At 34.0% G+C, this 20,246-nt stretch carries 18 protein-coding genes; 3 read left to right on the top strand and 15 right to left on the bottom strand.

The features are described from left to right. Window positions 1–307 precede the first annotated feature (307 nt). The 14 genes from pgi to uvrC all read right to left on the bottom strand — a co-directional run bounded on the left by pgi (window position 308) and on the right by uvrC (window position 15,349). Window positions 308–1,951, bottom strand: a complete 1,644-nt coding sequence (gene pgi / locus C4F50_RS20595) for a glucose-6-phosphate isomerase (RefSeq protein WP_194140530.1) — start codon at window positions 1,949–1,951, stop codon at window positions 308–310. Window positions 1,952–2,076: 125 nt separating this feature from the next. Then, complete coding sequence (locus C4F50_RS20590; RefSeq protein ID WP_194140529.1) at window positions 2,077–2,613, bottom strand: GNAT family N-acetyltransferase; 537 nt, start codon at window positions 2,611–2,613, stop codon at window positions 2,077–2,079. Between the two features lie 4 nt (window positions 2,614–2,617). After that, window positions 2,618–2,773, bottom strand: a complete 156-nt coding sequence (locus tag C4F50_RS20585) for a hypothetical protein (protein ID WP_194140528.1) — start codon at window positions 2,771–2,773, stop codon at window positions 2,618–2,620. A gap of 88 nt (window positions 2,774–2,861) precedes the next feature. After that, window positions 2,862–3,482 carry a hypothetical protein gene (locus tag C4F50_RS20580; RefSeq protein ID WP_194140527.1) on the bottom strand — a complete coding sequence of 207 codons (621 nt, stop codon included), beginning with the start codon at window positions 3,480–3,482 and terminating at the stop codon, window positions 2,862–2,864. A 26-nt stretch (window positions 3,483–3,508) separates the two neighbouring features. After that, a complete protein-coding gene (locus tag C4F50_RS20575) occupies window positions 3,509–4,114 on the bottom strand; it encodes an SMI1/KNR4 family protein (RefSeq protein WP_194140526.1) in 606 nt (201 codons plus the stop codon). Window positions 4,115–4,147: 33 nt separating this feature from the next. Beyond that, entirely contained in the window at window positions 4,148–5,371 is a 1,224-nt protein-coding gene (locus C4F50_RS20570) for a peptidoglycan DD-metalloendopeptidase family protein (RefSeq protein ID WP_194140525.1), read from the bottom strand. A 25-nt stretch (window positions 5,372–5,396) separates the two neighbouring features. Beyond that, window positions 5,397–6,338: a tryptophan 2,3-dioxygenase family protein gene (locus C4F50_RS20565; protein WP_194140524.1), complete on the bottom strand. Its 942-nt coding sequence runs from the start codon at window positions 6,336–6,338 to the stop codon at window positions 5,397–5,399. Further along, the gene (locus C4F50_RS20560; protein ID WP_194140523.1) at window positions 6,338–7,108 is read right to left on the bottom strand and encodes a DUF3108 domain-containing protein; all 771 of its coding nucleotides are present in this window, start codon (window positions 7,106–7,108) and stop codon (window positions 6,338–6,340) included. The genes C4F50_RS20565 and C4F50_RS20560 overlap by 1 nt, the downstream gene beginning before the upstream one ends. Before the next feature lie 297 nt (window positions 7,109–7,405). Next, the gene (hppD, locus tag C4F50_RS20555; RefSeq protein ID WP_194140775.1) at window positions 7,406–8,566 is read right to left on the bottom strand and encodes a 4-hydroxyphenylpyruvate dioxygenase; all 1,161 of its coding nucleotides are present in this window, start codon (window positions 8,564–8,566) and stop codon (window positions 7,406–7,408) included. 60 nt (window positions 8,567–8,626) lie between these two features. Beyond that, complete coding sequence (locus C4F50_RS20550; protein WP_194140522.1) at window positions 8,627–8,989, bottom strand: four helix bundle protein; 363 nt, start codon at window positions 8,987–8,989, stop codon at window positions 8,627–8,629. Window positions 8,990–9,148: 159 nt separating this feature from the next. After that, window positions 9,149–10,306 (bottom strand): homogentisate 1,2-dioxygenase, encoded by a 1,158-nt coding sequence (locus C4F50_RS20545; RefSeq protein WP_194140521.1) that lies wholly within the window; start codon window positions 10,304–10,306, stop codon window positions 9,149–9,151. A gap of 285 nt (window positions 10,307–10,591) precedes the next feature. Beyond that, window positions 10,592–12,784 (bottom strand): patatin-like phospholipase family protein, encoded by a 2,193-nt coding sequence (locus C4F50_RS20540; protein WP_228012097.1) that lies wholly within the window; start codon window positions 12,782–12,784, stop codon window positions 10,592–10,594. Window positions 12,785–13,012: 228 nt separating this feature from the next. Beyond that, window positions 13,013–13,543: an XAC2610-related protein gene (locus C4F50_RS20535; RefSeq protein WP_194140519.1), complete on the bottom strand. Its 531-nt coding sequence runs from the start codon at window positions 13,541–13,543 to the stop codon at window positions 13,013–13,015. Window positions 13,544–13,549: 6 nt separating this feature from the next. Then, on the bottom strand, window positions 13,550–15,349 hold the full coding sequence (uvrC, locus tag C4F50_RS20530) for an excinuclease ABC subunit UvrC (protein WP_194140518.1): 1,800 nt from the start codon (window positions 15,347–15,349) through the stop codon (window positions 13,550–13,552). A 136-nt stretch (window positions 15,350–15,485) separates the two neighbouring features. Between uvrC and C4F50_RS20525 the strand changes: the two genes are divergently transcribed. The 3 genes from C4F50_RS20525 (at window position 15,486) to C4F50_RS20515 (ending at window position 19,002) form a co-directional block, all read left to right on the top strand. Further along, complete coding sequence (locus C4F50_RS20525; RefSeq protein ID WP_194140517.1) at window positions 15,486–16,466, top strand: succinylglutamate desuccinylase/aspartoacylase family protein; 981 nt, start codon at window positions 15,486–15,488, stop codon at window positions 16,464–16,466. Then, complete coding sequence (locus tag C4F50_RS20520) at window positions 16,453–17,025, top strand: 5-formyltetrahydrofolate cyclo-ligase (protein WP_194140516.1); 573 nt, start codon at window positions 16,453–16,455, stop codon at window positions 17,023–17,025. Before C4F50_RS20525 ends, C4F50_RS20520 begins: the two co-directional genes overlap by 14 nt. A 423-nt stretch (window positions 17,026–17,448) precedes the next feature. Next, complete coding sequence (locus C4F50_RS20515) at window positions 17,449–19,002, top strand: YfbK domain-containing protein (protein ID WP_194140515.1); 1,554 nt, start codon at window positions 17,449–17,451, stop codon at window positions 19,000–19,002. A gap of 448 nt (window positions 19,003–19,450) precedes the next feature. On the opposite strand, the gene C4F50_RS20510 is transcribed toward C4F50_RS20515, so the two are convergent. Next, entirely contained in the window at window positions 19,451–20,197 is a 747-nt protein-coding gene (locus C4F50_RS20510; protein ID WP_194140514.1) for a tetratricopeptide repeat protein, read from the bottom strand. Window positions 20,198–20,246: the final 49 nt, after the last annotated feature.

The following is a 20,246-nucleotide window of genomic DNA, read 5'->3' as shown; positions in this document are numbered from 1 at the left end:
TATTGTTTTTGGCAAAATTATAACAATTAAATCAGTTAATGTTATCGAAATGTTAAGAAAAATCAGTTTTGTTTTTTATGCTGCGTATTAAAATGATTTTTTCTTTTTTCGTTAGAAAAAATCAGGTTTTTATGAATTTTAAATGGTGTTTTTTGTTAAAAATGCAACAATTTAAATGCTCTTGTAGTCAAAAAGTGTCAAATTAAGGGTGTTGCTGGGTAAAGCTTGGCTTTTTTATACGAAAAAACGCCTTAATTTTTGGTAAATCAAGGCGTTTGAGTTTATTAAAATGTTTTTTTTGTAAATCTTACTTGTTTTTTAAAAAATGATTTAACAAAAATGAAGTTGAACTGTCGTGATTTTTTACTGTTTTAGAATTGATTTCGTCTAAAATCGAGTTAGCAAGTTGTTTTCCTAATTCAACTCCCCATTGATCAAAGCTGAAAATGTTCCAAACAACACCTTGAACAAAAATTTTGTGCTCGTACAAAGCGATTAGAGAACCTAAACTTTTTGGAGTTAATTTTTGAATCAAAATAGTATTGGTAGGTTTGTTTCCAGTAAAAACTTTAAAAGGTTTTAGATACTCAGCTTTGTCTGCTGCAAGACCTTGTTTGCCAAATTCTGTCTGAACCTGATCTGCCGTTTTTCCGTTTAATAAAGCTTCGGTTTGTGCAAAGAAATTCGACATTAACTTGTCGTGGTGATCCTCATTTCCGTATAATGGTTTAACAAAACCAACAAAATCCGTTGGGATCAATTTTGTTCCTTGGTGAATTAATTGGAAAAAAGCATGCTGCGAATTGGTTCCAGGCTCTCCCCAGATAATAGTTCCGGTTTGGTAGTTTACAGGTTTTCCATCACGGCCGACACTTTTTCCGTTGCTTTCCATAAATGCTTGCTGCAAATAAGGAGCTAATTTGTGTAAATATTGTGTGTACGGAATCAAAGCTTCGCTTTCTGCACCATAAAAATTATTGTACCAAACGCTTAATAATGCTAAAATTACCGGAATGTTTTGGTCAAATTCTGCTGATTTAAAGTGCTCATCCATTTCGTAGGCACCTTTTAATAAATCATTATAATTATCAAAACTAACTGCCAAAGCAATGCTTAAACCAACAGCGCTCCAAAGCGAAAATCTTCCGCCAACCCAATCCCACATAGGGAAAACATTGTCTGGATTAATTCCGAATTCGGTAACTTTTTGAATATTGGTAGAAACCGCCACAAAGTGTTTTGCAATATCATCTTGCGAAGCCGATTTCAAGAACCATTCTTTAATAGTTTCTGAGTTTGAAAGTGTTTCCTGAGTAGTAAAAGTTTTAGAAACAATTACAAAAAGTGTCGTTTCTGGATCCAGTTTTTTGATTACTTCATTTACATGATCGCCGTCAACGTTTGAAACGAAATGTGTATTTAGGTGATTTTTGTAAAATTGTAAAGCTTCAACAGCCATTACTGGTCCAAGATCAGAACCGCCAATTCCGATATTGACAATATCGGTAAAAGCTTTTCCTGTAAAACCTTTTCTCTCTCCAGAAATTACTTCTTGTGTAAAGCTTTTGATTTTATTTTTTACTGCGTACACTTCTGGAATTACATTTTCTCCGTCTACTTTAATAACGGCAGATTCTGGAGCTCTCAAAGCAGTATGCAAAACAGCGCGGTTTTCGGTCTGGTTGATTAATGCTCCACCAAAATATTGCGCAATAGAATCTTTTAATCCAATTGAATTTGCCAATTCTAATAAAAGCGAAATAGTCTCCTGACTAATATTGTTTTTAGAATAATCTACTAAAAAGTCATTCCATTGCAGATTAAATTTTGCTGCACGGTCATTATCTTGATCAAACAATTCTTGTAGTGTGGTTTCGTGAATTGCGTTATAATGGTTTTGCAGATTTTTCCACGCTTCAGTCCCGGTTGGGTTGGTTGTGTTTAAAGCCATTTTATATATAATTGAGTTTATTTTTATCCAAACACAAAAATACTGAAATAACTTTTAATACATTAAAGGTTCACGATTATATAACAATTAGTTACGAAAACGTTTTTTTGATTTTATTACTTCTTTTATTCTAATCTCATTAAATCAAAATACATAAATCTATGCTTTTTGTTCTTATCAGAATCTAACAAAAATGTAAAATCATTTTTTTGGTATGTATTAAGTTGTATCGGTCTGTTGTAAGCATCTAAGATTAATAAACGGCAGGCCGGTTTGTGCTCAATAAATGTCCAGCCTTTAATGAAATCAAGTAATTGATGAGATAACCCTTTGCCTTTGTAATTTTTGTCAATGCCCAAACGTGCAATTTTGACGGCTGGATATTGTTTTATTCTTTTTTGGTTTGGTAATTTAATCTTGCGATGAAGTTTATTCCAAATAGAGTTTTGATAACCTAAATCATTAAGGCAGTCATTTGATATTGAAAAAAATGCAACGACTTTATTTTTTTCTTTAAATAGATAAGTATTTGTGATTTTTTCACTTTGAAATTTTTTTGAATCTTCTAATAAAAATTCATTTATTTCAATGTCTTCGCAGTCAAAATCATCTAAAATGTCTTCATCTTTTAATAATGAAAAAGAAAAATCAGATAAATCCATTTAATTAAGAATTTTTCGCCAAAACCTTATTTACTAAAGAAAATATTTTAGCTTTTTTTTCCTCAGAAATTTTATTTGTTTTACTTGAAGATATGGTAGTGTTGAATTTTTTAGATTCAAGACCTTCTACTACTGGAGTAATTTTTATTGTAGTTGCCATATTTTTTACTTTAAAATATAATTCAGGCACAAAGATACTAAATCTATATTATTGAAAAATATTTTATATAATATTTTTCTTATAATATTTACCAAATCTTCCACCAGGGTTTTTTATTAATATGAATAACTTTATTTTCAGTGTCAATTTCAATTCTTTTTAAAGTTTCGATTTTAATTTTAGAATCATCAAAAAACAATTCGCCGATGTCACTCATTCCAAGCGGAGATTTTGTTCTTTCTTTCCAATTTTCCGTTTGTAAATCTTGAATTAAAGCAATATCTCTTTTATCAATGAATTTTTTTCTTGCCTTTTCTGTAATTTCTTCTTCAAGATTGGAAGTTGAATTTTTAAAAAGCGAAATTGCATTATCAGGAATATTCAAAAGAAAGATTTGCGTTTTATCTCCAATTTTTTGAATATCTAAAACTTTAAAATAAGCAATTGAATCTAAGAGAAAGTGACCGATTTTTCCTGAATCAGGGTTGAATTTTGAAATGTCTTTTGCATGAGCACTTGCAATTAAATAGCGTAGATTTCCAGAAAGTCCGCCGCCCAAAGAACTCATGTCAGTAAAACCTTTTTCCTGAATTATTTGTCCGACTTTATATTTTGAAATTAAATCTTCTGAAAGATTGGTGTCTCGGTAAAATAATTTTAAACCAGAAAAAGTTTCATGATACATGGTTTTAAGACGCGAATTTTTCATGATTTTTTTATTTTTAGAATTGATTTTTAATAACGCCATTTTTTAACGATATCTTTTCCAAATAAATCTTCTATAATATCTTCAGTCCATTCTTCTACCTGCTGTTGTTTGACTTCTCCAAAAAGATCGGTTTGAGCAAAAATTAAGCAGCCTTTAATATAATCGTCAATACTATCAAACATTTTTGTTATAAAAGGTCTTGTGTCGTGGTCGTAATAATAGATTTCTTTTGTTTCGTTGTGAAAACAGAACATGTTTCCATTTCCTAAGTAGTCACTAAATGAAATTAAGTGCGGTAAAGAAATTTTATCCTCTTTTGTGAATTCTGGACCATACGGACTATCTTCTTCCCAAATATCTTTTAACCAAATGATATCATCAAATTTCTGTAATTCTTCGCCGATATCAGCAATTCCAAAAGTGTTGTAAAAAGTTTTTAAACCATAGGGAAGAGTTGTTCCCAAACGTTTTTCTAAATTTTCTATAGCTGCTGTTGAAATGGGATCTTTTAAGTCATTGCTCCAGTTTTCGGCTAAAGATTCAATGATGAGTTTTGATTTTACATCCCAGCAATTATCACCTATTTTATCAAAAGGAATAACAATGTCGCTTTTCTGATGTATAGTAATCATAAATGTTATCTGGTAAGGAAAAGGATTTATTCTTTATAAATTCCCGATGCTGTCCAATTCTCTTTTCAAAGGTTCGATATGCGCCATGAAAAGAGTTCTGTCGTTTCCTGTCAAAGATTCTCCTGTTGGCAGATTCAAACGAAGTGCATCAACCTGAACGCCGTTTTTCCAGAAGCGATAGCAAACGTGCGGGCCAGAGGCCAAACCTGTACTTCCGACCAAACCAATAGTTTGACCTTGTGTAACACGTTGTCCGCGGCGAACCAGGATTTTCGACATATGTAAATATTGAGTAGAGTAGGTTCCGTTGTGTTTTACTTTTACAAAGTTTCCGTTTCCTGCGGTATACCCAGTTGCTTCTACAATTCCAGAAGCAGTTGTCGAAATCGGTGTTCCTGTTGGCGCAGCGTAATCGGTTCCTTTGTGTGCTTTCCAAGTGTGCTGTACGGGGTGAAATCTATTCATTGTGAATCGTGAAGTGATTCGGCTGAATTTAATAGGTGTTTTTAGAAAGAAGTTTTTTAGTGTTTTTCCTTCGTCGTCGTAATATTCTACTTTTCCAGAAGTAGTGTCTTTTTCAAACGGAAACGCATAGACGATTTTGCCTTTGTATTCAAAAAATGCAGCTTCTAGTTCTTCAACACCGTCGTAAGTTTTTCCGTTGATGAATCTTTCGGTAAAAATTAAACCGTAACGATCGCCTTTTTTAAGTTTGAAGAAGTCGATAGACCAAGAAAATACTTTTGTGATTCTGCTGGCAAGAGCAGCTTCTACACTTTCATTTCCTAAAGTTTCGGATAATGAGCTTTTTAAAACACCTCCAATTATTTTTCGCTTCAGCGTAACTGGTTTTATTTTTTTATAAGCTTTTGCAGCGCTGTCTCTTAAATCAATAACATAATAAGTCAAAGCATCGGGCTGATAAATAAAAGCCTGCAGCTTGTTGGTTTTGTTTTTGGAGCGAAGTAAAGTAAAAGGTTTGTTGTATCGAATAGATCTTACATTAAAAGAATCTTTTACCTGCTCCACAATATCGTGCACTTTTTTGTCGCCAATGTTCTGGCTTTGAAGAATAGATCCAAAAGAATCGCCTTTAGAAATTGTGTCATTTACAACATTGAAATCTGCGTAATTAAAACCGAATTCTACTTTTTTTGTTTTTGGTTTAGTGATTTTGGCTTCGACTTTTTCTTCTGTTTTATTGTTACATGAGAAAATCGAAAACAAGACAATTAAAATTACGACTGCTTTTTTCAAACTTTTTAAATTTTTTTGTGGAGAATTACGCGATAGTTTCATTTCCCCAATTGGACAATTCTTCTTCGGTCCACAATTTAGGAAAAAAGATGCGTCTTTGGTATTTTGGATGCATATATTTTTGCCAGTCGCTGCCACCAGTCGCTTCACCGTTGCCTTTTCCGCTTTCTAAAATGTATTTTCTCGCAGTGTTTAAATGCTGCATCACCCAAGTAATATTTACCGTTTTGTCGTAATGACGCATGGCATCAATAAGTGCTGTATTTTGTTGGTCTTCAATTGGTAATTGTGTGAATTTCTGCCAAATGTTTTTCGTTTTAAATGATGACATTTGTCTTAAAAAAGACTCTTTGTATTTTTTTTCAAATTCATTTAGCAAATAAGATTTTTGTCCGGTGTGATAATCTTTTCCTGCTGCCTGCCAATACAAATGTTCAAATGAAGTTTCTAAGTCTGTATTTTCATCAAAACCATCTTTATATCTTCTGTCTGTTAAGTTGATAACGTCTGTAGATGCAAATTCGATCATTCTGTATTGAGCACTCTGAAAACCACTCGCCGGGGTCAATGTATTTCTAAACTTCATATATTGATCTACTTCCATTCCGTTCTCCATAATGCTGAACGAATTGGTAAGCATGTCAAAATATCTTGTAATTCTGGATAATCTTTCGCTGAAAAAATCGACTTGAATGTTTTCGGTATCCGCAATCTGATCAATTTCCCACAAAATCATTTTGAAGATTAATTCGTTAACCTGATGGTACATGATAAAAACCATTTCGTCAGGAAGTGTAGTGCGCTGTATTTGTAAATTTAAAAGTGCATCCGTTTGAATATAATCCCAATAGGTAATAAGTTTCGACCAAAGCAATCCTTCAAGCTGCACATCAGTTTTTTGATTTATAGCTTGAAATTTTTGTTCAATTTCTTTTAAAATTGCTTCAGAATGATCTGTGGTATTCATTATTTTTTTACTTTAAGTGGACTTTGTAATCCTTTATATTCGTCGAGATCTGCCTTTAAAGATCCAACTGCTAAATCTGCTTTGATTCTAATGGGAACTTTGTTTACATCGTCTGTAATCCAGAGTGTTAAACTTTCGTCTTCTTTAAAGACTCTTCCTTTTTGTACAGAGGGTTTAAAGACCATTGTATTTATCGTTCCAAATTTAGTCGTAATATCTTGACGACCTATATATTTTAACTTAAATTTTGTGATTTCATCATCAAAAAACATATCAATTATTATAGATTCCCCAGACTTTAATTTGTCTATGTTTGGATGATTTCTCAAGTAATAAAAAGACGAGACAATATCTTGTACATTTTCTGTTACAACAATCGTTTTTTCTGATTTTCGTTTGTAATCTTTTACTAAAACGCGATTTTCATTTTGATTAAAAAAACCTTCTTGATTTTTGGTATAACCGCCTTCGTCAATTTTTCGCACATAGCGATAAGGGTTGCCGCTTTCTTTGTCAAAATAACTTTCGTATAAATCTTCAACCTTAAAAAAGAATTTAGACATTCCCGTTGTGTAACCTTTGCCGACAGCATGGTATACTTTTTTATTATTGATGGTAGCGTCTTTTATTTCGAGTGTTGCGTAACCCGCATTGACGATTCCGTAGTGAATCCTAAATTTAAAAAATTCGCCGGTGTCAAAGGCATCTCCTTTGAAAGAATCAAAACTAAATGAAGAGAGAACTAGTATGATGAGGATGAGTTTTTTCATAGTACAATTTTTACATATCATTATAAAGATAAATAAATGCAAATTTTATTCCAAATGTACCAAAACAAAAAAACTCAGTCAAAGATGACTGAGTTTTTATGCTATTAACTAACCAAAAAACTATAAATTATGAAATTTATATCAATTCGGAAGGAAACCACCCCTTCCTTTTTGCGAGTGCAAAGATAGATAGAAAGTTCAAAAAATAAATAGCTAAAGTCAAGTTTAACATAACATTTGCAAAAAAAGCATCGTTTTTTAGAGAATTATACTGTTTTGTGAATTAAAATTAACATTTTATAGCGTTCCTCGCAATTCTTGTTCTCTTTCAATCGATTCAAAAAGGGCTTTAAAGTTGCCTGCACCAAAGCCTTTTGCTCCCATTCTTTGAATAATTTCGAAGAAAAGCGTCGGACGATCCTGAACCGGCTTCGTAAAAATTTGTAAAAGATACCCATCTTCATCAGCATCTACCATTATGGCCAATTTCTCAATTTCGTTCAAATCCTCTTTCATCATATCCATATGAACGCCCAATCTTTCTGGGATTGCTTCGTAATAAGCATGTGGAGGAGCTGATAAAAATTCAACACCGCGTGCTTTTAAAGCCGAAACGGTTTTGATAATATCGTCTGTTGCAATGGCAATATGCTGGATTCCAGGACCTCCGTAAAAATCTAAATATTCTTCAATCTGAGATTTTTTCTTTCCCTCTGCTGGCTCATTGATTGGAAATTTAATTCTTCCGTTTCCGTTAGACATTACTTTACTCATCAAAGCCGAATATTCTGTATTGATTTGTTTGTCGTCAAAAGATAAAAAGTTTACAAAGCCCATAACTTCTTCGTAGAATTTTACCCAAGTATTCATTTCGTTCCAGCCCACATTTCCAACCATGTGGTCAATATATTTTAATCCGGTTGGTTCTGGGTTAAAGTCTGATTTCCATTCTTTGTATCCTGGCAGGAAAACGCCGTTGTAATTTTTTCTTTCTACAAAAATGTGAACGGTTTCTCCGTAAGTATAGATTCCAGAACGAACCACTTCTCCAAATTCATCGCTTTCAACAGTTGGCTCCATAAAAGAACGAGCGCCGCGTTTAATAGTTTCTTCGTAAGCGCTTCTCGCATCTTCAACCCAAAGTGCAGCCACTTTTACTCCGTCACCATGTTTTCTTAGATGATCGTTTATTGGAGAATCCGCATTTAATGGCGTTGTCAAAACAATTCTGATTTTGTCTTGTTTAATTACATAAGAGGCTTTGTCACGAACTCCAGTTTCTAATCCGGCGTAAGCCAAAGACTGATATCCAAAAGCAGATTTGTAATAATGTGCGGCTTGTTTGGCATTACCTACATAAAATTCTACATAATCTGTTCCTAATAATGGAAGGAAGTCTTGTGCTCCTTCAAATATTTTTTCTAATCCGTATTCTACTGATTTTACTTGTTTCATAATTAGATAATTTGACAATGAGAAAATGAGATAATTTTGAAATGTTTTAATTTGATCAATTTTCTAATTCCTCATCTTAGATGTTGATATTATTTTATTTAAAATTTTTAAAATTTCTGATAATTCATTTAATAAGTCTTTGCAATTTGGATAGCTTTTGTGAGCATCGCACAGAAATAACCAATATTCGGTTTCATCTGCTTCTTTGATAGCTATTTTTAATTTATGTATAAAATCTGCTTTGCTTTCTGCGTTTTGTGACTCTCTTGAATTTGCTCCAATTGATGTTCCGCTTTTTAATAATTGATTTGCGATTACAAACTTTTTTTGATCTTGAAGTTCTGTTGTGTAGTCAATTATGTTTAAGGCAAAATTGAAAGTTTTAATTAAAAGAGCGTTATCCTTGTATTTTTCGTTGAATGTCATTTGTTTAATTTGATAATTAGAAAATGTGTAAATGAGATAAATTATTATGCTTGGCAAATATAACATTTGTAATCCAAAGACTACTTTTTAATCTCATTAGAAATTGTCATATTTTCTAACTTATAAATTATCTAATTATCAAATTGACACATTGACTCATTATTCACACCAAGATTTATAGTACTGTCCATCATCAAGTCCCATTGCTTCCTCAGTAACCATTAATGGTCTGAAAGTATCAACCATAACTGCTAATTCCTGAGTTTCTTTGTGACCAATACTGCGTTCCATTGCACCAGGTGCCGGTCCGTGCGGAATTCCCTTTGGGTGCAAAGTAATGTGGCCTTGCTCAATGTTGTTACGGCTCATAAAATCTCCGTCTACATAATAAAGTACTTCGTCAGAATCTATGTTGCTGTGATTGTACGGCGCTGGGATGGCTTTTGGATGATAATCGTAAAGTCTAGGGCAGAACGAACAAACGACAAAAGCAGCCGTTTCAAAAGTTTGATGTACAGGAGGCGGTTGGTGAACGCGTCCTGTGATCGGTTCAAAATTATGAATCGAGAATCCGTATGGGAAATTGTAACCGTCCCAGCCCACAACGTCAAACGGATGTGTGGCATAAACGACTTCATGAATCATTCCTTCTTTTTTGATTTTAATTAAAAAATCACCTTTTTCATCATGCGTTTCCAATTCGTTTGGCAGAATAAAATCACGTTCGCAAAAAGGCGAATGTTCTAAATGCTGACCCGATTGGTTTTTATATCGTTTTGGAGTATAAAAAGGAGAATACGATTCTACATAAAATAATCGATTGTCTTCTGTATCAAATTCAATTTGGTAAATGACGCCTCGCGGAATAATCAAATAATCGCCATATTCAAAAGGAATATTTCCGAGCATGGTGCGTAGTTTTCCTTTTCCTCTATGAATGAAAAGCATTTCGTCTGCATCGGCATTTTTGTAGAAGTAATTTCGAAGCGATTCTTTTGGAGCGGCCAAACCAATAATACAGTCTTTATTGACCAGCATGGCTTTACGGCTGTCCAAAAAGTCGTTTTCAGGTTTCAATTCAAAACCTTTAAATAATAATGATTTTATATTTTTTCCGATTGCAATTTTAGGTTCAACCGAATACGAATTTAAAATTTCTTTGACCTGTGTTGGTCTGTGTACATGATAGGACAATGAAGAATGTCCGTGAAAACCTTCGGTTCCAAATAATTGTTCGTAGTAAAAACCGCCTTCTGGCTTTTCGAATTGGGTGTGTCTCTTTTGCGGAAAATCTCCGAGTTTGTGATATAATGGCATGGCTTTTCAATTAGATAATTTATAAATTAGATAATTAGAAAATGTAAATTGTGAACAGATAATCAGCTTATTTTCTAAAAAGCTAATTATTCAATTCGATAGTATTACTCCGGATTTCTCTTGATGAGAAATTGAAGATACTCCAATAAACCTGTCCATTTTGTTTTCATCACAACAAATATCGTAATTTTTATTAATTAAAATTATAAATCACATTTTTTTAGCATTAATTTATTTTAAAATATTTGGTTTTAACGCTAAAATGATACGAAAAATAATTCTTTCTTAAAATAAGAAACCAATGCTGAACCAAGTAAAGCCTCTTGACATTTCTGGCGACCAAGATTGTTTAATTTCGATAGGGCCAATTATAGTTTCTAATCCGTAACCAACCGCATAACCTGTATATTTTGGCATCGAAATCCAGTCTACACCCGAGAAAATATCATTTCCTAAGTTGGCAAAATTGGCAGAAAGATTAATATGATTTTTTTTCAGTATTTCGTAATCTAAGGTAATTCCCGTTTTTATAAAACTATTTCCTGCAATGCTCAAAAAGTCGTAACCGTAAAAGTAATTGAAGTTGTTTATTTTGCTGTAGCCGTAACCGCCTAAGATATAATCAAAAAACCGTACACTGTTGTTTCCAAATGTGAAACCTGCGTCGGCTTCGATTTTAAAAGTGGCTTTTGTAAACAGTTTGTTGACAAAAGAAAGCTCCGCTTTGACCATAGAAAACGGTTTAAACGTATTGGTGTAATCCGAAGATGTGAGATAGGTTTGCAGATCGGTAGAAAAATAAACCCCAGAACTTGGATAATATTTCTCATCTAACGAGTCGTATTTTAAATAAGCGAATGCGCTAAAATAATTACTCTTATCAATTATGTTTTCTTCGTTTGCCAATGTTGGCGAATTTATTTTTAAGTACTTATATTCTAATCCGCCTCCCATTAAAAATTTCTGTACAAAGATGGTTTGAAAATAAGCCTGATTGTTGATGTCCATAAAATCAACATTGATTAAACTTACACCTGGATTTCCAGTTATCAGATTACTCAAACTGGTGGTTACATTTCGATTGAACTGATTTAATCTCGAGCGGAAACCAAAACTGATGTTAAATCCGTTTTCGACATAATAGTTAAAATCATATCTGAAATTATCCCCTAAAATAATGTCCAGCGAAGTAACATCGTTTTTTAAGAATGTTTTTTTATGCGTCAGATTGAGTAAAATCCCGCTTTTATAAAGTCCGTCATAATGTAAACCTAGTTTTAAATAGGTTTGTGTTGGATTTTCTTTTAAAACCAAATCCAAATCGTCTGCATTTCCGTTTGGCTGGAGACAATACGAAATAGCACTAAAATTCTGAGTGGCATCAAGATTGTTGATTCCGGTTTTCAGATCTTTGTAGGTAATGGTGCTTCCTGGTTTAAATCGCAATTTTCCACGAATATATTCTTTGGTGTAATTGTCCAGCATGTCTGTATTGATCTTTTTTATCTGCAGTGTATCGCTGACCAATTCTAATTTTGGTTTTTTGTAAAATTCGGTTTCCGGAACCAATGCTTTAATTTTTTCATAAACCGCAAAAGCAGCTTCTTCACCTTTTCGGATAATTTCTTCCCCTTTATCAAATGAAATTACACCAAAATCACGAATATCGGGTTTGATATAAACGTCGGTATTTTTGATCTTATTTTTCATTTTATCAATTGATTGCAGATTGGTGATCTGAACCAAGATACGGGTAGCATTTTTGAGGTTTTTCCTTTTCATTAGATCGTCCTGAACATCAACACCAATAATGATGTCTGCTCCAAGATTTCGAACCTCTTTGATTGGATAATTATTCACAACGCCTCCGTCGACTAACAAATTGCCGTCGATTTCTACGGGAGTAAACAGGGACGGAAAAGCAGCACTTGCCATCATGGCCTGAACCAGGTTTCCTTTATTAAGCAAAACTTCTTCGCCGGTTTCAATATTAGTTCCGATACATAAAAAAGGTGTCGGCAGCTGATTGAAATCGCGGACATGGCGAACATTTCTGGTAAGACTGCTCAGCAGATTGTAATTGTACATTCCTTTAGAAAGAGCTTCTGGAATCCCTACTCTTAAATTGCTGAACGGAAGTACAATGGCGTACAATTCGTCGTTGCGTTTTCCGTAGAAATTCTTAGAAGATCGCGGAATATAATCGTTTATTAATTCGTCAAAATTGGTTTTTTTAAAAATAGAATCGATCTGTGTAGCATTGTAGCCAGAAGCATAAAGTCCGCCGATGATAGAACCCATGCTGGTACCTCCGATGTAATCAATTTTGATTCCGGCTTCTTCCAGAACTTTTAAAACTCCGATGTGTGCAAAACCTTTGGCGCCGCCGCCGCTTAATACCAATCCGATTTTAGGTCTTTTGACACTGTCTTTTTTTATTTCCTGAGAAAATGTTTCCTGAGAAAATAAAAAAGCCATTATTAAAATAAGTGGTGTTACGCCCCAGATGGAAATGGAAAACTGCGAGTGGCAAAAGGTTATTTTTTCCTGACAAAAAAGAGCGACCCAAGAAGCTCCTTTTTTGGATTTGGAAAAAAATCCTTTTGACCGAGTATTTGTAATGGACAGCTGGAATAGGCGCATAAATACGTTTGTTAATTTTGTAAAAGTCGGAAATATTATTGAACTTATTTTGTCAATTTTCTTTTAATTTCTTTTATCGTTAATTAAGATTAATTTCTTGTTTTTGTTGAATTTCCATACATCGGTGTGCCATCTTGCACCGCCTCTGCAACTTGATGAAAACGTCTTTTTGATCTTGTCAATTTTTACATCACAAAACATACCGCATTTGGCATCGGATCCTGCAGGAAAGTGTAAATAATCAAATTGTTTTGTCTTGGGATTAAAAATAAAGAGCTGATAAATGTTGTATACTCCCATTCCGTCGTCTGAATAAAAACATGCAAAATCTGTGTAACCGTCAAAATTATAATCGTCAGCGGTTAAATGTGATGGTTTTCCGGTTACAGAAGCTTCGAGACTTGCCACTTGAATGTAATTGTTTTTGGAGTTTTTTATATCTAGTGTCTGCACCGGTATTTCGCTATCGTTCGGGTCTGAATTCAAGCTGATGGTGATTTTACTTTTATCTTTTTGTATAATGGAAATAGTGTTTTGACTATGTGAAATAGAAAAAACAAGCATTAAAAAAATAGATAAAAAATAGTTCTTCAAAATCAATTAATTAGGTTTGCTGTGATAAAAGTTTACAATTTTCTTAGCTCTTGAAACGCCGACAACAGCAGTAATTTCTTGTTCTGTTGCCAATTTTAATCGTTTGACACTTTTAAAATGCTGGATTAAAGCAAGCATTGTTTTTTCGCCGATTCCCGGAATACTTTCTACAGAAGAATTGAGCGCGGCTTTGCTTCGTTTGTCACGGTGAAAGGTGATTCCGAATCGGTGCGCTTCGTTTCGTAATTGCTGAATTACTTTTAAGGTTTCTGATCTTTTATCTAAATAGAGAGGAATAGAATCTCCTGGGTAAAATAATTCTTCGAGACGTTTTGCAATTCCGATAATAGTGACTTTTCCTCTTAATCCTAATTCGTCAATACTTTTTAAAGCGGCAGAAAGCTGTCCTTTTCCTCCATCAATAATAATCAACTGCGGTAAAGGCTCGTTTTCTTCTAACAATCTTTTATAACGACGGCCTACAATCTCGGTCATCGAGGCAAAGTCGTCGGGACCTTCAACGGTTTTAACGTTAAAATGGCGATAATCTTTTTTACTTGGTTTTCCGTCTTTAAAAACAACGCAGGCCGCAACGGGATTGGTTCCCTGAATATTCGAGTTGTCAAAACATTCTATATGGCGGGGCTCAACAGGAAGGCGTAGATCTTTCTGCATCTGCGCCATGATTCGGTTTACGTGACGATCGGGGTCTACAATCTGCAATTGTTTTAATTGTTCGATGCGATAGAATTTGGCATTTCTGATGGATAAATCTAAAATCTGTTTTTTGTCTCCGAGCTGCGGAACGGTGACTTTAATGTTCTCACCCAAATTCATTTCAAACGGAACAATAATTTCTTTAGATAATAATTGAAACCGTTCGCGAAGTTCTACAATTGCCAGCTCTAATAATTCTTCGTCGCTTTCGTCCAGCTTTTTCTTGATGTCTAAAGTGTGCGATCGAATTATGGAACCATGGGAAATCTGCAGAAAGTTGACATACGCCGCACTTTCGTCAGACACAATCGAGAAAACGTCAATGTTGGTAATCTTCGGATTGATGATGGTTGATTTGGATTGATAATTCTCGAGAATATCAATTTTTTCTTTGATCTTTTGCGCTTCTTCAAACTGAAGGTTCTGCGCATAATTGGTCATCAATTTCTTGAAATCTTTTAAACTTTCTTTGAAGTTTCCTTTCAAGATTTCGCGGATTGCATTGACTTGTCTTTGGTATTCTTCCAAAGGTTCCAAGCCTTCGCAAGGTCCTTTGCAGTTGCCAATATGATATTCCAGACAAACTTTAAATTTGCCCGAATTGATATTTGATTCGCTTAAATCGTAATTACAGGTTCTAAGCGGATAGAGTTCTTTAATTAAATCCAAGATTGTGTAAACCATCTTGAAATTGGTATACGGACCAAAATATTCGGATCCGTCTTTGACCATTCTTCGGGTTAAAAATATTCTGGAAAATGGTTCTTTTTTAATGCAGATCCACGGATACGTTTTGTCATCTCGAAGCAAGACGTTATAACGCGGCTGCAACGTTTTGATTAAATTATTTTCTAATAAAAGAGCATCGGTTTCTGTTGGAACTACAATGTGTTTGATCGTCACGATTTTTTTGACCAGAACATTCGTTTTGGCAGTATCGTGAATTTTATTAAAGTATGATGAAACCCGTTTTTTTAAATTTTTGGCTTTGCCCACATACAGGATTTTCCCGTCTTTATCATAATATTGATAAACACCTGGATTGTCTGGCAAGGTTAAAATTTGAAGATCTAAGGCCGGCTTTTGCATTCTGTTTTATTTCTGGAGATAGTCGAAAAGCTTTTTCAAAAACCATTCCGATTTCTAAAAGAAGCTTAACATTGAATTAGTTTCAAATTTACGAAATCAAAAGAATAATTTCTATATTTAGCTTTTATAATTCCAGATGAAAAATAATACCCCATTGGTTATTTTTGGCGAATCGATTCTGCCAGGAGAACACAGAACTATAAATGTCGAAATTGCTCGGCTGCATACTACAACCAAACTTAATATTCCTGTAATTGTACGCCGGTCTAAAAATGAAGGTCCGACTGTTTTATTCTCTGCAGGAATTCACGGAGACGAAATTAACGGTGTCGAAGTTGTTCGTCAGATCATCAGTAAAAAATTGAACAGACCTTCTCGAGGTACCATTATCTGTATTCCGGTCATTAATATGTACGGTTTTGTCAATAAATCGCGTGAGTTTCCAGACGGCCGCGACTTAAATCGTGTTTTTCCGGGAAGCAAAAAAGGTTCGCTTGCCAGTAGATTTGCCTATCATATTGTCGAAGAAATTCTGCCGATTTTAGATTATGCAGTAGATTTTCATGCCGGCGGGGCAAGTCGTTTTAATGCGCCGCAGATTAGAATCACAGAAAATAATCCCGAATTGAAAGTTTTGGCCGATGTTTTTAATGCGCCGTTTACTTTGTATTCTAAAAATATATCGGGCTCTTTTAGAAAAACTTCTGAAACAGCCAACGTAAAAATGCTGCTTTTTGAAGGCGGAAAATCGCTGGATATCAATAACGAAATTGCCAATGAAGGTGTTCTGGGGGTAAAACGTTTGCTCCATTATTTAGATATGCTCGATTCTAATCAAATAGTAGAACCGGCGCCTCAGGATTCTATTTATATTAAAAATTCGGTTTGGCTTCGTGCGAAATGTTCTGGACTGCTTCACGATTTTAATCTGGTTGGGAAATTTGTAACCAAAGGAACTATCTTAGCGATTATTACCGATCCGTTTGGAAAGTTTGAGCAAAAGGTAAAAGCCCCTCATGATGGTTACGTAATTAATGCCAATCATTCGCCGATTGTTTATGAAGGCGATGCCATTTATCATTTATCTAAAAGTAATACCGAAAATGCCGACGAGTAAAAAAGAACTTAGAATAGAATATAAAAGTCTTCGTAAAGAACTTTCTTTTGATGAAGTAGAAGAGAAAAGCCTGTCGATTGCAAATACTTTAATTACAATGCCGATTTGGGATAAAACATATTATCATGTTTTTCTTCCGATCGAAGAACAAAAAGAAATAAATACCGAATATATTCTGCACCTGCTGTCTGGAAAAGATAAAGAAATCCTGATCTCAAAAAGTGATTTTGAAACCAGAGAAATGACACATTTTCTTTTGACAGATAATACTAAAATCAAAAAGAACGAATACAATATCCCAGAACCTGTTGACGGAATCGAAGTTCCGGCTTCTAAAATTGAAGTAGTTTTTGTACCGCTTCTGGCTTTTGATAGTAATGGGAACCGCATTGGCTACGGAAAAGGTTTTTATGATAAATTTCTAGCGAAATGTAAACCTGAAACAATTAAAATTGGCCTTTCCTTTTTTGAAGCTGTAAGTCAGATTGATGATGTTTTTGAATCGGATATTAAATTGGATTTCTGTGTAACGCCAGAGAAGATTTACGATTTTCGTTGAGTTTTTTTGGCCACGAATTCACGAATTTTTTTACCGTTTTACAACTGTTTTTTACCGCAAATTCCACAAATTCTCACAAAATTTCCCATATTGTAAATCAATTTTCAGCCACAGATTAAATGGATTGAATGGATTTTTCTTTTGCCACGAATTACACGGAATCGCACGAATTAATTTTTTACAATTTCTAAAGAAAAGTTCGTAAATTCGTGTTGAAAAAAAACTTTCTACAAAATATTTCTTCACGCAATGCCTTGTAAAATATAGAAATACGAATTTTTGTTTCCTGTAAGAAAAACGTTTGTAATTTTTTGGCACGATTTTTAATCCTCGAAAATTGCAAATAATTACTTCTAGTGCATCCGGAATGCTAGTCCTTATTTGAAAGCAAAAATCTATTACTAATTTTAAAAAATTTACTTTATGAGAAATTTTAATTTCTTTATGATGGCATTCCTCGTACTTACTATTTTCGGCTGTAAGAAAGCCGATTATGCTACTGGCGAAATGCTGGACAATGCCGATGTTGCTGTAGCAACTACAGACTCTGTTTCAGGAGAAGAATATATTGCCGAACCTAATACAGAAAGTTATGCTGGGTTAGAAGAAAACGCGTTTGAATCACCGCTCAAAGAACCGCTCTCTACTTTTTCTATAGATGTTGATAATGCTTCTTATACCAATATTCGCCGTTTTATAAATGAAGGACAAAAAGTTCCTAAAGATGCTGTTCGAGTAGAAGAGATGATTAACTTTTTTAAATATCAATATCCACAGCCAGACGGTCAGCACCCGTTTTCTATCAATACCGAATACAGCGATTGTCCGTGGAATAAAAACAGCAGACTGCTGAAAATTGGCCTGCAGGGTAAAAATATTCCGATGACCAATTTACCGCCATCAAATTTGGTTTTTCTGGTAGACGTTTCGGGTTCGATGGATGAACAAAACAAATTGCCGCTATTAAAAGAATCAATGAAAATTTTGGTAAAAGAACTGCGTCCAATAGATAAAGTTTCGATTGTGGTTTATGCGGGTTCGGCTGGAGTGGTTTTAGAACCAACTTCGGGAGATCAAAAAGACGAAATTATGGATGCTTTTGACGATTTGCACGCGGGCGGAAGTACAGCCGGCGGAGAGGGAATTGAATTAGCATACAAATTAGCACAGCAAAATTTTATTAAAGAAGGCAATAATAGAGTAGTGATAGCTACCGATGGTGATTTTAATGTAGGTGTTTCAACTGATGATGATATGCTGAAACTAATTGAACAGAAAAGAGAATCTGGCGTTTTCTTAACGGTTTTAGGTTTTGGAATGGGGAATTACAAAGACAGTAAAATGGAAATCTTAGCGGATAAAGGAAATGGAAATTATGCTTACATCGATAACATTCAGGAAGCAAATCGTTTTCTTGGTAAAGAGTTTAAAGGCTCTATGTTTGCTATCGCAAAAGATGTAAAAATTCAAATCGAATTTAATCCGAAACACGTTCAGGCTTATCGATTAATTGGATATGAAAACCGTAAGTTGAATGCCGAAGATTTTAAAAATGACAAAATCGATGCGGGTGAATTAGGAAGCGGTCATTCAGTTACGGCACTTTATGAGATTGTTCCGACTGGGGTTGAAAGTGATTATGTACCATCGGATTTAAAATATACGAAAACTAAGAAAGACGACTCAAATTACAGTGATGAACTGGCTACAGTGAAATTCAGATATAAAAAACCTGATGGCAATAAAAGCATTGAAATAGTAAATGTAATTGCAGACAAGAAAAAGGATCTTGAAAGCAGTTCTCCCGATTTCAAATTTACAACTGCTGTTTCTTGGTTTGGATTAAAATTGCGTGAATCAAAATACATTGCAAACAGTTCAAGTTCTGATATTAAAAAACTGGCAAAATCGGGATTGTCAAACGACGATGAGGGTTATCGATCTGAATTTGTAAGATTGGTTGATGCAGTAAATTAAATTTAAAATACATTAAAGAAAAATTCCAAATTCCAAAAATGCTTGGAGTTTGGAATTTTATTTATGATCGCTGCTATAAAAAACAATCTAAAGAATCATTCCGTAGGAATGTCTTATGAATAGATTTAATTTGTTTTGTTTCGGGATCGAAGGAAATCTTCTTATCTATAATCTGCTCCTATAATTTAAAGCACTTCAAAGAATCATTCCGTAGGAATGTCTCATTGGTAGAATTTCATTTGTTTTCGGCGCATTACGTTCCGTAGGAACGTTTGAATTTACAGAGAACGTGTGAAATATTGATTTTGAATACCAATCAGCTATTCCTCTGGAAACTATTTGATTTCAAAGGAAATCTTTTATAAATCCCAAAAAATAGAAAATTCCCAAATTACAATTGCATCTAATTTGTAATTTGGGAATTTTCTATTTTTTGGGATGTAAAATCTTATTTGACTTCTTTAATAGTCGAAGCATCAATCCAGCCTTCTGTTCCATCGGTGAGTTCTACTTTTTTCCAGCCGTCAATGCTTTCTAAAACGTAAACTTTTGCTCCTTCATGCAATAAAATAACACCTGTTCCTGATTTGTGAGGTTCGCTGCGTACTTGGCTTAACTCAGAAAAAACAATTGCCGGGCGGTCGTTGTCAAAATGACTTTTTTCGGACATTCCCGCAGAAGCAGTTAATAGTAAAGCAACCAAAAGAATAAACATTCCGACGAAATAGATTCTTTTTACAACTGTAAGCTGCGAAAAATAATAACCAATAAAACACAGTAAAAAAGCAAAAGCAATTCCAACCGAAATTTTGGCCCACATATTATAATCAAAAATCGAAGTAAAGTTCTGAATCAATTTTGCAAAACCAACTTTTGGCACTTCTTTGATTTCGTCAATAGTTAGTTTTTTGGCAAATTTTAAATTGTTTAATGTTGCAGAATCGCTTGGTTTTAGTACCAGTGCTTTTTCGTAATTGTAAATTGACGGTGCTACTTTATTCAATTTATAATAGCTGTTTCCTAAATTAAAATAAAGCTCAGCCGAATGTAATTTGTCTTCTTTGATAATGTTTTCGTAAACCTGAACAGCTTCTTGATATTGCCCCTTTTGGTACAAATCATTTCCTTTTTCAAAGCGTCCCTGTGCTAAGAAAACCTGTGAAACCAATAAAAAGAAATATACTATATTTTTCATTTTCTAAATCTGTAATTAGATTTTAAACTTTGAATTTAAATTCAGTCTA

The organism is Flavobacterium hungaricum (genome assembly GCF_015182285.1).
GTDB classification, from domain to species: domain Bacteria; phylum Bacteroidota; class Bacteroidia; order Flavobacteriales; family Flavobacteriaceae; genus Flavobacterium; species Flavobacterium hungaricum.
The sequence above is the reverse complement of the archived record's forward strand: the minus strand, read 5'-3'. Positions and strand labels throughout refer to the sequence as shown.

What these genes read in the sequence shown, in the direction of transcription:
- C4F50_RS20520 (WP_194140516.1), top strand. Translation starts at nt 16,453, where the DNA reads ATGCCGACGAGTAAAAAAGAACTTAGAATAGAATATAAAAGTCTTCGT.
- C4F50_RS20510 (WP_194140514.1), bottom strand. Translation starts at nt 20,197, where the DNA reads ATGAAAAATATAGTATATTTCTTTTTATTGGTTTCACAGGTTTTCTTA.
- C4F50_RS20565 (WP_194140524.1), bottom strand. Translation starts at nt 6,338, where the DNA reads ATGAATACCACAGATCATTCTGAAGCAATTTTAAAAGAAATTGAACAA.
- C4F50_RS20580 (WP_194140527.1), bottom strand. Translation starts at nt 3,482, where the DNA reads ATGAAAAATTCGCGTCTTAAAACCATGTATCATGAAACTTTTTCTGGT.
- C4F50_RS20545 (WP_194140521.1), bottom strand. Translation starts at nt 10,306, where the DNA reads ATGCCATTATATCACAAACTCGGAGATTTTCCGCAAAAGAGACACACC.
- C4F50_RS20540 (WP_228012097.1), bottom strand. Translation starts at nt 12,784, where the DNA reads ATGGCTTTTTTATTTTCTCAGGAAACATTTTCTCAGGAAATAAAAAAA.
- pgi (WP_194140530.1), bottom strand. Translation starts at nt 1,951, where the DNA reads ATGGCTTTAAACACAACCAACCCAACCGGGACTGAAGCGTGGAAAAAT.
- uvrC (WP_194140518.1), bottom strand. Translation starts at nt 15,349, where the DNA reads ATGCAAAAGCCGGCCTTAGATCTTCAAATTTTAACCTTGCCAGACAAT.
- C4F50_RS20515 (WP_194140515.1), top strand. Translation starts at nt 17,449, where the DNA reads ATGAGAAATTTTAATTTCTTTATGATGGCATTCCTCGTACTTACTATT.
- C4F50_RS20590 (WP_194140529.1), bottom strand. Translation starts at nt 2,613, where the DNA reads ATGGATTTATCTGATTTTTCTTTTTCATTATTAAAAGATGAAGACATT.
- C4F50_RS20575 (WP_194140526.1), bottom strand. Translation starts at nt 4,114, where the DNA reads ATGATTACTATACATCAGAAAAGCGACATTGTTATTCCTTTTGATAAA.
- C4F50_RS20550 (WP_194140522.1), bottom strand. Translation starts at nt 8,989, where the DNA reads ATGACATTCAACGAAAAATACAAGGATAACGCTCTTTTAATTAAAACT.
- C4F50_RS20560 (WP_194140523.1), bottom strand. Translation starts at nt 7,108, where the DNA reads ATGAAAAAACTCATCCTCATCATACTAGTTCTCTCTTCATTTAGTTTT.
- C4F50_RS20585 (WP_194140528.1), bottom strand. Translation starts at nt 2,773, where the DNA reads ATGGCAACTACAATAAAAATTACTCCAGTAGTAGAAGGTCTTGAATCT.
- C4F50_RS20525 (WP_194140517.1), top strand. Translation starts at nt 15,486, where the DNA reads ATGAAAAATAATACCCCATTGGTTATTTTTGGCGAATCGATTCTGCCA.